Annotated in this window: 9 protein-coding genes; 3 read left to right on the forward strand and 6 right to left on the reverse strand. The window is 68.4% G+C overall.

Features of this window, described 5'->3' with window-relative positions; all coding sequences use genetic code 11:
- Window positions 1–77 precede the first annotated feature (77 nt).
- Window positions 78–1,457, forward strand: coding sequence for a NorM family multidrug efflux MATE transporter (locus ACSX1C_RS14610; RefSeq protein WP_439886731.1), 1,380 nt, complete (start codon window positions 78–80; stop codon window positions 1,455–1,457).
- Between the two features lie 7 nt (window positions 1,458–1,464).
- On the opposite strand, the gene ACSX1C_RS14615 is transcribed toward ACSX1C_RS14610, so the two are convergent.
- Both ACSX1C_RS14615 and ACSX1C_RS14620 read right to left on the reverse strand, forming a co-directional pair.
- Window positions 1,465–3,144, reverse strand: coding sequence for a putative bifunctional diguanylate cyclase/phosphodiesterase (locus ACSX1C_RS14615; protein ID WP_439886732.1), 1,680 nt, complete (start codon window positions 3,142–3,144; stop codon window positions 1,465–1,467).
- 233 nt (window positions 3,145–3,377) lie between these two features.
- The gene (locus tag ACSX1C_RS14620) at window positions 3,378–5,042 is read right to left on the reverse strand and encodes a putative bifunctional diguanylate cyclase/phosphodiesterase (protein WP_439886733.1); all 1,665 of its coding nucleotides are present in this window, start codon (window positions 5,040–5,042) and stop codon (window positions 3,378–3,380) included.
- Window positions 5,043–5,223: 181 nt separating this feature from the next.
- Here ACSX1C_RS14620 and rep point away from each other — a divergent pair, with 181 nt between their 5' ends.
- Together rep and ACSX1C_RS14630 are read left to right on the forward strand one after the other, a co-directional pair.
- Window positions 5,224–7,236, forward strand: a complete 2,013-nt coding sequence (gene rep / locus ACSX1C_RS14625; protein WP_439886734.1) for a DNA helicase Rep — start codon at window positions 5,224–5,226, stop codon at window positions 7,234–7,236.
- 67 nt (window positions 7,237–7,303) lie between these two features.
- Window positions 7,304–7,876, forward strand: a complete 573-nt coding sequence (locus ACSX1C_RS14630) for a xanthine phosphoribosyltransferase (RefSeq protein WP_318644519.1) — start codon at window positions 7,304–7,306, stop codon at window positions 7,874–7,876.
- Here the strand turns inward: ACSX1C_RS14630 and ACSX1C_RS14635 are convergent.
- The 4 genes from ACSX1C_RS14635 to alr form a co-directional block, all read right to left on the reverse strand.
- Window positions 7,860–9,995, reverse strand: a complete 2,136-nt coding sequence (locus ACSX1C_RS14635) for an acetyl-CoA hydrolase/transferase C-terminal domain-containing protein (RefSeq protein WP_439886735.1) — start codon at window positions 9,993–9,995, stop codon at window positions 7,860–7,862. The two genes, ACSX1C_RS14630 and ACSX1C_RS14635, sit on opposite strands and share 17 nt — an antisense overlap.
- A gap of 128 nt (window positions 9,996–10,123) precedes the next feature.
- A complete protein-coding gene (locus ACSX1C_RS14640) occupies window positions 10,124–10,540 on the reverse strand; it encodes a c-type cytochrome (protein ID WP_439886736.1) in 417 nt (138 codons plus the stop codon).
- Window positions 10,541–10,662: 122 nt separating this feature from the next.
- Entirely contained in the window at window positions 10,663–11,211 is a 549-nt protein-coding gene (locus ACSX1C_RS14645) for a cupin domain-containing protein (RefSeq protein ID WP_439886737.1), read from the reverse strand.
- 103 nt (window positions 11,212–11,314) lie between these two features.
- Entirely contained in the window at window positions 11,315–12,388 is a 1,074-nt protein-coding gene (gene alr / locus ACSX1C_RS14650; protein WP_439886738.1) for an alanine racemase, read from the reverse strand.
- Between the last annotated feature and the right edge of the window lie 16 nt (window positions 12,389–12,404).

A 12,404-nucleotide genomic window follows, 5' to 3' on the forward strand; every position in this document is an offset into this window, starting at 1 on the left:
GGCCTGGCCCAGCAGAATGGCTGGCATCCATCCCATGCCGGGAATTCCCGCAAGCCTAACACTGAGCCTGACTCATGATGAAGCAAGCCCTTCGCAGCGAACTCCTGGCCATCCTGCGCCTGGCCGGCCCGCTGATCGCCGCCCAGCTGGCCCATGTGCTGATGGTCTTCACCGACACGGTGATGATGGGCCTGCTCGGCCCTGCGGCCCTGGCCGGCGGTGGCCTGGGTGCGGCCAGTTATTCCTTCGTGTCGATCTTCTGCGTCGGAGTGATCGCCGCGGTCGGCAACCTGGTGGCCATCCGTCATGGGGCCGATGACAGGGCCGGGGTCATCCACCTGACCCAGAACGGCCTGTGGCTGGGTTGGGCCTTGGCCCTGGGCGCCGGCCTGCTGCTGTGGAACCTGGGACCGCTGCTGCGGTATTTCGGCCAGGCGCCGCAGAGCGTGGCCGGCGCCATGCAGTTCCTGTCCACCCTGGTGTTCGCCCTGCCCGGCTACCTGAGCTTCATGGCCCTGCGCGGCTTCACCAGCGCCATCGGCAACCCCGGCCCGGTGATGGCCATCAGCATCGGCGGCGCCCTGGCCAACTTCGTCCTCAACTATGCCCTGATCGAGGGCTGGTTCGGCCTGCCGCCCTTGGGCCTGGCCGGCATCGGCCTGGTCACCGCCCTGGTGATGAACGCCATGGCGCTGCTGCTGGCCTGGCAACTGCTGCGCGGGCCGGGCGCGGCGGCCTATCCGCTGTTGCGCGGCCTGCTGCGCCCGCAGTGGCGCGAGCTGCAGGAGCTGTTGCGCCTGGGCCTGCCGATCGGCGGCACCTACGCAGTGGAGTCCGGACTGTTCGCCTTCGCCGCCCTGTGCATGGGCGCGCTGGGCAGCAACCAACTGGCTGCGCACCAGATCGCCATCCAGTCGGTGTACGTGGCCTTCATGGTGCCGGTGGGCATCTCCTACGCCATCACCTTCCGCATCGGCCTGCACTACGGCGGCGGCCGCCTGCTCGAGGCGCGCCGCGCCGGGCGCCTGGGCATCGCCCTGGGCGCGACCTGCATGTTCGCCTTCGCCGCGTTGTTCTGGCTGGCGCCGCACTGGGTGGTCGGGCTGTTCCTCGACACCCAGGCCCCGGGCTACCGCGAGGTGGTCAGCCTGGCGGTCGCCCTGCTGGCGATCGCCGCCTGGTTCGAGCTGTTCGACGGCATCCAGACCATCGCCATGGGCGCCATCCGCGGCCTCAAGGACGCCAAGACCACCTTCCTGGTCGGCCTGGCTTGCTACTGGGCGGTCGGTGCGCCCCTGGCCTGGACCCTGGCCTTCGTCCTGGGCTGGGGCGCGGCAGGGGTGTGGTGGGGACTGGCCGGCGGCCTGGCCTGCGCCGCCGTCGGCCTGAGCCTGGGCTTCGAATGGAAGACCGCGCGCCTGCTGCGGCCGGTGCCGCAAGGGGCGCTACCGAGCTAGCAGGCGCCTAGGCGATCGGCTTGCCGAGCAACACCTGACGCTGGCCGAACACCAGGAAACGCACCAGCTCGTTCAGCGGCAGCGCCTTGCTGATCAGGTAACCCTGCACCTGGTCGCAGCCGAATTGGCGCAGCAGCGCCTGCTGCTCCGGCGTCTCCACGCCTTCGGCCACCACCTCCAGGTCGAGGTTGTGCGCCAGGTTGATCATCGCCCGCACCAGCTGGCGATTCTCCGCACGCCCGGTCATGCCGGCGACGAAGCTGCGGTCGATCTTCAGCAGGGTGATCGGCAGGTTGTTGAGGTGGACGAAGGAGGAGAAGCCGGTACCGAAGTCGTCCAGGGAGAAGCGCACGCCCAGCTCGCCGAGGCGGCTCATGGTGTCGAGCACGTAATCGCTGCGGCGCATCACCGCGGTCTCGGTCAGCTCGAACTCAAGCCACTGGGCCTCGACGCCGCGCTCCTCGATCAGCCGCTGCAGGGTGGCCAGCAGCTGGCCGTCCTGGAACTGGCGGAACGACAGGTTGACCGCCATGTGCAGGGCCGGCAGGCCGCGCCCACGCAACCACTGCATGTCGCGCAGGGCACGGGCGATCACCCAGTAGCCGAGCGGCACGATCAGCCCGCTCTCCTCGGCCAGGGGCACGAACTCGCCGGGCGCCAGCAGGCCCCGCTCGGCATGGCGCCAGCGCACCAGGGCCTCCAGGCCGACGATGCGCCCACTGCGCAGACACAGCCGCGGCTGGTAATGCAGCTCCAGTTCGTCGCGGCGCAGGGCCCGGCGCAGCTCGCCCTCGCGCTCGGCCTGGCTGCGCGCGCCGCGGTGGCTGCGCTCGTCGTAGAGGTGATAGGTGCAGCCCTGCTGGCTCTTGGCCTGCTGCATGGCGATATGCGCGTGCCACATCAGCTCATCGGCGCTACTGCCGGCGTGGCCCTGGGCCAGTCCCAGGCTGCAGCCGAGCAGCAGGCTCTCGCCCTCGACCCAGTAGGGCTCGGCCAGGGTTTCGCTGAGACGCTCGGCCAGGCGTTCGATGCGTTGCATACCGCCGCGGCTGTCCAGCAACAGGGCGAACTCGTCGCTGCCCAGCCGCGCCAGGTGATCGCCGGCCTGCAGCTGTGCCTTCAAGCGCGCCACCGCCTGCAGGATCAGACGGTCCCCGGCCCGATGGCCGAGGGCCTCGTTGACGCTACGGAAGTTGTCCAGATCCAGATGCCCCAGAGTCAGGCCTGCGCCCCCTGCCTCGTCCAGGCGCGCCGCCAGCAGGGTCTGAAAGCCCTGGCGGTTGGCCACCCCGGTCAGCGCATCCTGCTCGGCCAGGCGTTGCAGGGCAGCCTGCCACCCGCGGCGCTCGCCGGCATAGCGCAGGCAGCGGCGCAAGGCGTCCGCGCCGAAGGCATCGGCGACCAGCCAGTCGCTGATGCCGGCGGGCAACTGCCCGGGCCCCGGCTCCTGCTCGAGCAACAGCACCACCGGCAGGCTGCAGCCGGCCCCTGCCGACAGCTGCTCCGGGGAGCACAGCAACAGAGCCGGGGAGACCTCCTCGAACAGCGTGCTGGCCGCCGCCCAGGAGGGTACGGTGATCAGGTTCTGAGCGCCGCCGAGGACGCGCAATTGCGCGCGCAGCCGCTCGCCCCATTGCACCGACTCGGTCAGCAGGAATAAACGCAGGGGTTCGGCTGAGGCGGCCACTCGACTTCCTTGGCTGGACATGAAGACCGGCGGCGCTGCCGCCCGCGGGCGCGCCGACCGGGCACGCCGTTCCATCCGTGCCGCCCGGGCGCAAGCGCGCGCGGGGGATTTGGAACGCGCGACACACTAATCAACGCCGAGATTTCCGACCAGCGGCATGAGGGGAAGCTGTGAGCGAGATCATGTCCGGGACAGGACTCGACCTTCGGCCGGGGAGCGAACGCCGCCAGCACTCAGCCCAGGGACAGGCTCAGCAGGGGCTCCTGGCGCTGCGGCTGGCCCTGCAGGAAACGCTGCAACTCGGGCAGCGGCAATGCCTTGCTGATCAGGTAGCCCTGGCCCTGGTCGCAGCCGAATTGCTGCAGCAGCGTCAGCTCGGCTTCGCTCTCCACCCCTTCGGCGACCACCTCCAGGCCCAGGTTGCGCGCCAGGCCGATCATCGCCCCGACCAGCCTGGACTGATCCGGACGCACCGCCATGCCCGAGACGAAACTGCGGTCCAGCTTCAGCAGGGAAATCGGCAGGCTGGCCAGGTGCACGAAGGACGAGAAGCCGGTGCCGAAGTCGTCCAGGGAGAAGCGCACGCCCAGCTCGCCGAGGCTGCTCATGGTGTCGAGCACGTAGTCGCTGCGGCGCATCATCGCCGTTTCCGTCAGTTCGAACTCCAGCCAGCGCCCCTCCACCCCGCAGTTCTCGATCAGCCGGCGGACCGTGGGCAGCAGCTGGCTGTCCTGAAACTGGCTGAAGGACAGGTTGATCGCCAGGTTCAGCAGCAGGTCGCGCTCGGCCAGCCAGCGCAGGTCGCGCAGGGCGCGATCCACCACCCAGTAGCCGAGCGGCACGATCAGCCCGCTCTGCTCGGCCAGCGGGATGAAGTCCTGGGGATAGAGCAGGCCGCGCTGAGGGTGACGCCAGCGGATCAGCGCCTCCACCCCCACTATCGCGCCACCGACCAGATCCTGGCGCGGCTGGTAATGCAGCTCCAGCTCGTCGCGGCGCAGCGCCCGGCGCAGCTCCGACTCGACGTCGGCCAGGCGGCGCGCCTGGCTGGAGATGCGCTCGTCGTACAGCTGATAGCTGCAACCGTCCTGATGCTTGGCCTGCTGCATGGCCGTACGGGCATGCAGCAGCAGCCGATCGGCATCCTCGCCGGCGCGGCCGTAGGCCAGCCCCAGGCTGCAGCCCAGGGTCAGGCTCTCGCCCTGGACCCAGTAGGGTTCGGCCAGGGCCTGCATCAAGGCCTGGGCCGTGGGTTCGACCCGGGCACTGGACTGGCTGACATCCAGCAACAGGGCGAATTCATCACCGCCCAGGCGGGCCAGACAGTCCTGGGGAGTGAGCACGCCTTCGAGGCGTTGGACCACCTGCTGGATCAACTGATCCCCGGCGCGTTGGCCGAGGCTGTCGTTGGCGTGCTTGAAGTTGTCCAGATCCAGATAGCCGAGCAACAACCCGCGACCGCGGTTGTGCTGCAGGCGCCTGTGCAGCTGGCCCTGGAAGGCCTGGCGATTGGCCACCCCGGTGAGCGAATCGCGCTCGATCAAAGTTTGCCAGGACTGCCGCTGTCGGCTGTACTCCAGGCAGCGGCGCAGCACCTCGGCGTTGAGACTGTCACGGGCCAGCCAGTCCTGGACACCGGGCGGTGCCTCCAGTGGCGCGTGTTCGAGCAGCAGGATCGGCAACAGTGGACATTGATCGCCCTCCGGCCGACACTGCGGAGTGCTGAAGACGAAGTCGGGCGAGCAATTCGGGTAGCGTTGCCGGGCGTCCTGCCAGCTGCTGGCGACCCACAGCCAGACGGGCTCCTCCTGCTCGGCCAGCAAGGCGTCGAGCACCTTCACCCAATGGCGTTCCGTCGCCAGGACCAGCAGTCGACAGAAATCGCTTTGGCCGGACACGGAACCTCCCCTGCACACAACCTAAGAAGTTACTTTAACTTATAGCTGTACCTATCTAATAAAGCATCAAAATCTACTCGATTATTCGCCCAAGCGACCAGCTGCCTGCCGCCGCGCCTGCGCCCGCGGGTGCATTGCTGATAGAATTTGCGGCCTTTTTCCCCGACCCCGACTCGCTCCCATGTCCCGACTGAACCCCCGGCAACAGGAAGCCGTGAACTACGTCGGCGGCCCGCTTCTGGTGCTCGCCGGCGCCGGCTCCGGCAAGACCAGCGTGATCACGCGCAAGATCGCCCACCTGGTGCAGAACTGCGGCATCCAGGCCCGTCATATCGTCGCCATGACCTTCACCAACAAGGCCGCCCGCGAGATGAAGGAACGGGTCGGCAGTCTGCTCAAGGGCGCCGAGGCGCGCGGCCTGACGGTGTCGACCTTCCACAACCTGGGGATGAACATCATCCGCAAGGAGTACGCCCGCCTGGGCTACAAGCCGGGTTTCTCGATCTTCGACGAGGGCGATATCAAGGCCCTGCTGTCGGACATCATGCAGAAGGAATATGCCGGCGACGACGGCGCCGACGAGATCAAGAACTACATCGGCGCCTGGAAGAACGACCTGATCCTCCCCGACCAGGCCCTGGCCGAGGCGCGGGGCCCCAAGGAGCAGACCGCGGCCATCGTCTACCTGCACTACCAGCGCACGCTCAAGGCCTACAACGCGGTGGACTTCGACGACCTGATCCTGCTGCCGGTGAAGCTGTTCCAGGAACACGCCGACATCCTCGAGAAGTGGCAGAACCGCATCCGCTACCTGCTGGTCGACGAATACCAGGACACCAACGCCAGCCAGTACCTGCTGGTCAAGCTGCTGGTCGGCACGCGCAACCAGTTCACCGTGGTCGGCGACGACGACCAGTCGATCTATGCCTGGCGCGGCGCCCGCCCGGAAAACCTGATGCTGCTGAAGGAGGACTACCCCTCGCTGAAGGTGGTGATGTTGGAGCAGAACTACCGCTCCACCAGCCGCATCCTGAAATGCGCCAACATCCTCATCGCCAACAACCCCCACGCCTTCGAGAAGCAGTTGTGGAGCGAGATGGGCATGGGCGACGAGATCCGCGTGATCCGCTGCCGCAACGAGGACGCCGAGTGCGAGCGGGTGGCCCTGGAGATCCTCACCGAGCACCTGCGCACCCAGCGGCCCTACAGCGACTTCGCCATCCTCTACCGCGGCAACTACCAGGCCAAGCTGATGGAGCTGAAGCTGCAGCACCACCAGATCCCCTATCGCCTGTCCGGCGGCACCAGCTTCTTCGCCCGCCAGGAGGTGAAGGACCTGATGAGCTACTTCCGCCTGCTGGTCAACCCGGACGACGACAACGCCTTCCTGCGGGTGATCAACGTGCCGCGCCGGGAGATCGGCTCCACCACCCTGGAGAAGCTCGGCAACTACGCCACCGAGCGCAAGATCAGCATGTATGCCGCCGCCGGCGAAATCGGCCTCGGCGAACACCTCGACAGCCGCTTTACCGAGCGCCTGGCGCGCTTCACCCGCTGGCTGGACGGGGTGCGCCAGCAGTGCGCGCAGAACGACCCGATCGCCGCGATCCGCAGCATGGTGATGGACATCGACTACGAGAACTGGCTGCGCCAGAACGCCTCCAGCGACAAGGTCGCCGAGGCGCGCATGGGCAACGTCTGGTTCCTCGTCGAGGCGTTGAAGAACACCCTGGAGCGCGACGAGGACGGCGACATGACCATCGAGGACGCCATCGGCAAGCTGGTGCTGCGCGACATGCTCGAGCGCCAACAGGAGGAGGAGGAAGGCGCCGAGGGCGTGCAGATGATGACCCTGCATGCCTCCAAGGGCCTGGAATACCCCTCGGTGTACATCCTCGGCGTGGAGGAGGACATCCTCCCGCACCGCTCCAGCATCGAGGCCGACACCGTCGAGGAAGAGCGGCGCCTGGCCTATGTCGGCATCACCCGGGCCAAGCGCAACCTGACCCTGACCTTCGCCGCCAAGCGCAAGCAGTACGGCGAGATCGTCGAGTGCTCGCCGAGCCGCTTCCTCGACGAACTGCCGCCGGAAGACCTGGTCTGGGAAGGCCAGGAAGACGCCCCCGCCGAGGTCAAGGCCGCCACCGGCAACTCGGCGCTGGCCAACATGCGCGCCCTGCTGAAAAAGGCCTGAGGCGGCGGCACAATCGAGCACTCCGGCACAGACCGGGGATCAGACGAAGAACCGAGAGGGACACCGCGTGGAAGCACTGAAGCAGAAGATTCGTGAAGAGGGCATCGTGCTGTCGGACCAGGTACTCAAGGTCGATGCCTTCCTCAACCACCAGATCGACCCGCGGCTGATGCAGCAGATCGGCCACGAGTTCGCCCGGCGCTTCGCCGGTCAGGGCATCAGCAAGATCGTCACCATCGAGGCCTCCGGCATCGCCCCGGCGGTGATGGCCGGCCTGGAACTGGGCGTGCCGGTGATCTTCGCCCGCAAGTACCAGTCCCTGACGCTCAAGGACGACCTGCTGACCTCCAAGGTGTTCTCCTTCACCAAGCAGACCGAGAGCACCATCGCCATCTCGGCCAAGCACCTGGGCGCCGCCGACCATGTGCTGCTGATCGACGACTTCCTCGCCAACGGCCATGCGGCCCGGGCGCTGATCGACCTGATCGGCCAGGCCGGGGCGAGCATCGCCGGGGTCGGCGTGGTGATCGAGAAGTCCTTCCAGAGCGGCCGCGTCGACCTCGACGCCCGCGGCTACCGGGTCGAGTCCCTGGCGCGCATCGGCTCCCTGGCCGGCGGCACGGTCAGCTTTCTGGAATAGTCGCGTGCAGGCCGGCCAGCAGCAGGCGCTGATACAGCTCCTCGCGCCAGCCGTCCGGTTCGGCCAGGCCCATGCGCGCCAGGTGGCGGGCGAAATCGTCCGCCGGCGGCGCCTCCAGGGCGGCCTTGCCCAGCTCCAGCGCCTCGCTGAGCTTGAACTTGCCCTTCAGCCAGTTCAGCGCCCTTAGCAGATCGCGCTCCTCGCGGCAGAAGTCGCTGCCCAGCGGATACTCGACGAACAACTCCGGATAGCCTGTCTGCACGGCCTGCAGGCGCGCCGGCGTGTTGTGGGCGAAACGCGGATCGAGGCGAAAATCCCGCGGCAGCTTGCCGGCCCGCTGCGCCTGCTCGATCAGTTCGGGCTGGAAGCGCGAGTCGCTGATGGCGAGCAGCGCCTCGATCACCTCGGCGTCGGTCTTGCCGCGCAGGTCGGCGATGCCGTACTCGCTCACCACGATGTCGCGCAGGTGGCGTGGGATGGTGACGTGGCCATAGCTCCAGAGGATGTTGGAGCTCAGGCGCCCGGCCGACTCGCGCCAACTGCGCAGCAGCAGGATCGAGCGCGCGCCCTCCAGGGCCTGGGCCTGGACGACGAAGTCGTGCTGGCCGCCGACCCCGCTGAGCACTCGCCCGTCCTCCAGCTGGTCGGCCACCCCGGCGCCGAGCAGGGTCATGGCGAAGACGCTGTTGACGAAGCGCGCATCGCGGCGCTGCAGGCGCTTGAGCGCCTCCTCGCCATACAGCTGGTTGACGAAACCGATGCCGGTCATGGCGAAGCGCCCGCGCCGCTCGGCATCCAGGTCGCGCAGGCGCTGGTAGAAATCCGCGGGACCGAGGAAGAAGCCGCCGTGCAGCAGCACCCCACCCCGCGCCGGGCCCAGGTGCGGGCGCAGGGCGGTCTGGGTGTAGGGGTCGGCCAAGTCGGCCGCCAGCTCGCGGCCATCGCTCAGCTGCAGGCGTTCGCCGCGCAGCTGCGGCGCGGCGTCCAGCAGGCCGCTGGCCTGCAGCCAGGTCAGAGCGGCGGCGTCCAGGCGCGCCGGCAGCCCGGCATCGAGCAGCGCCTGCACGCTGCGTGGCCGGCCCTCGGCGTCCAACGCGCCGGCGGCGGCCAGTTGCTGCAGACGCAGCTCCGGGTAGACCCGGCGGCGCAGCACCCCGGCCTCGGCCAGGGCCAGCAGGCCGTTGACGAACATCTCGCTGCAGCCGTACAGGCCCTCGGCGAAGGGGCCCTGGCCACCGATGGCGGCGATCTGCGCGTCCCACAGGCCGCCTTGCAGCGCCTCCAGTCCGGCGCGGTAGGCCGCATTGTCGGTGTGGCGCGCCAGCAGCGCGGCGGTCAGCGCATCGCCCAGGGCGCCGATGCCGATCTGCAGGGTGCCGCCGTCACGCACCAGGCTGCTGGCATGCAGACCGATGCACTGGTCCTGCAGGGTCACCGGCAGGTTCGGCATGGAAAACAGCGGGCCGCACTCGGGCTCCCGCAGCACCAGGTCGAAACAGTCGCGGGGGACTTCCGCCGGCCCGGTCATGTACGGCAGCTCATCGTGCACCTGGGCCAGGCACAGGATGCTGTCGCCGGCCGCGCGACGCTTGGCCAGCAGGGGCAGCAGGTCGAGGCTGATGTCCGGGTTGCAGCTCAGGCTGAAGTGCCGCGGGCGTTGCGGGTCCCGGGCGACCAGCTGGGCGATCAGGTTGACCCCCTTGGCATCGAGGTCGCGGGCGACCTGGCTGTAGTTGCAGCTGTTGTAGTCCTGCTGCGCGGCCGGGCTGTCCAGCAGGCTGCCCGGCTCGAGGAAGAACTGCTCGATGCGCACGTTGGCCGGCAGGCGGCCGGCATGCAGGTCGGCGAGGAAATCCAGCTCGGGATAGTCGCCGTAGACCCGCGCGACGAAGGGCTCGAGAAAGCGTCGCTGCAACTCCTGGCCGGCCCGTGGGCGGCCCAGGCACAGCGCGGTGTAGATGGTCAGCTGGCGCTCCGGCAGCTGCTTGATGCGCGCGTACAGGGCATTGACCCAGCGGTTCGGCTTGCCCAGGCCCAGGGGTAGCCCCAGGCGGATGGGGCCCTCGATGGTACCCAGCACGCGCTCGACGGCCTGCTCGATGGAACACGGCTCCGGCATCTGGCTCCTCCCGACGACCTCCCTGGCACTGTCAGGTTTGACTGCGCGCCGGGCAGTTTTGCTGCAACGCCGGGCGGGAGAATGCAAAAAGCCGCCCGAGGGCGGCTTTTCGGCACGGCAGCGTCGGCTTACAGGCCGGACATCTTCTCGATGGCGCCGCGCAGCTCGTCGTCCGAGCAGTCGCCACAGGTGCCTTTCGGCGGCATGGCGTTGAGGCCGGCGATGGCGTTGGCCAGCAGGCCGTCCATACCGTTGCCGGCACGGGCCTGCCAGGCGGCGGTGTCGCCGATCTTCGGCGCGCCCAGCACGCCGGCGCTGTGGCAGGCGCCGCAGTGCTTGGCGACGATGTCGTCGGCAGTGCGGGCACCGCCGCCGGCGCTAGCCGCGACCGCCTCGACGCCCTTGCATTCCTCGCCCATCACGCAGACTTCGCCGACCGGCTTGAGGCGCGCGGCGATCTCGTCGTTGGTCGCGGCCTGCGCAGTCACTGCCCACAGGGCCAATACGGCGGCCGGGGCCACCAGCATCTTGCTAATTAGGTTCACGGATACACCCTCATCGTGGCTAGTCACGCCCGCGGCCACGGTTTCGCGAGCGGGCGACAGTATAACGGGAAGCCCGCCGGGCCGAAACAACCCAGATTGTCGCAGGGTTATTGGCCTGGGCCTCAGAAATTCGCGGGGGTGGTGGCGCTGATCAGCCGCGCCGGCGCGTCGAAGGGGTTGCGGAACCGATGGGGTCTGCTGCTCTCGAAGTAGTAGCTGTCGCCCGGCTCGAGGATGAACACCTCGCTGCCCACGGTCAGCTCCAGACGGCCCGCGACCAGCATCCCGGCTTCCTCGCCCTCGTGGGCGTACATCTCGTCGCCGGTGTCGGCGCCGACCGGATAGGTCTCGTCGAGAAAGGAGATGGCCCGGCTCGGGTGGGCCTTGCCGACCAGTTTCATGGTCACCGCGCCGTCGGAGATGTCGATCAGCTCCCCGGCCCGGTAGACCACCTGGGTGTGGTTGTCCTGCTCCATCTCCAGGGAGAAGAACTCCACCAGGGACATGGGAATGCCTGCCAGCACCTTCTTCAACGAGCTGATCGAGGGGCTCACGCTGTTCTTCTCGATCATCGAGATGGTGCTGTTGGTGACGCCCGCGCGCTTGGCGAGCTCACGCTGGGAAAGGCCCTTGAGTTTGCGAATGGATTGCAGTCGTACACCGACGTCCAATGCTGGAGTCCCCCTGGGGAAGATACGGAAAGAGTGGCCGTATCATGGCAACAGCGTTCAGTATTTACAACAGCCTGGTCGAAAATCCTGCCCAGCGATGGCCTCAGCCCCCGGAATAGAGCAGCGGCACCCGGCGCAGGTTGCAGAACAGCTGGTAGGGAATGCTGCCGGCGCGGATCGCCACGTCGCTGGCCAGCACCTGCCTGCCCCACAGCTCGACCCGGCTGCCGAGGCCGGCCTGGGGCAGGTCGCTGAGGTCGACGGTGAGCATGTCCATCGACACCCGGCCGATCAGCCGGCTGGGTTGGCCGTCGATGCTCACCGGCGTGCCGGTCGGCGCATGGCGCGGGTAGCCGTCGGCATAGCCCATGGCGACCACGCCGACCCGGGTCGGCCGCTCGGTGACGAAGCGCGCGCCGTAGCCCACCGGCTCCCCGGCCGGCAGCTCGCGCACGCTGATGATCTTCGATTCCAGGGTCATCACCGGCTGCAACCGCGCGGCCAGGGCCTGCTCCTGCTCGAAGGGGGTGGCGCCGTAGAGCATGATGCCGGGGCGCACCCAGTCGCTGGGGATGCTGGGCCAGCCGAGCACGGCCGGCGAGTTGCGCAGGCTGATCTCCGCCGCCAGGCCCTGGCGGGCCTGCTCGAACACCGCCAGCTGCTCCTCGCTGCGCGGGCAGTCCAGCTCGTCGGCGCGGGCGAAGTGGCTCATCAGCACGATCTTGCCGACCTTGCCGCTGGCCAGCAGGCGCCGGTAGGCCGCCTGGTAGTCGGCCGGCTCCAGGCCGACCCGGTGCATCCCCGAGTCCATCTTCAGCCAGAGGGTCAGCGGCTTGCCCACGGCGCTGCGCTCGATGGCCTCGATCTGCCACTGCGCATGCACCACGCACCAGAGCTCATGTTGCTCGATCAGCGCCAGTTCCTCGGCCTCGAAGAAGCCCTCGAGCAACAGGATGGGCGCGCGAATGCCCGCCTCGCGCAGCTGCAACGCCTCCTCGATGCAGGCCACGGCGAAGCCGTCGGCCTGCTCCTCCAGCGCCTGGGCACAGCGCACCGCGCCATGGCCGTAGGCGTCGGCCTTGATCACCGCCAGCGCCTTGGCACCCGTCACTTCGCGGGCCAACCGGTAGTTGTGACGCAGGGCTTGCAGATCGATCAGGGCGCGGGCTGGACGCATGGCTCTCACACTTCTT

Origin of the sequence: Pseudomonas sp. MBLB4123 (genome assembly GCF_051904775.1) — a bacterium.
Lineage (GTDB): Bacteria > Pseudomonadota > Gammaproteobacteria > Pseudomonadales > Pseudomonadaceae > Aquipseudomonas > Aquipseudomonas benzenivorans_B.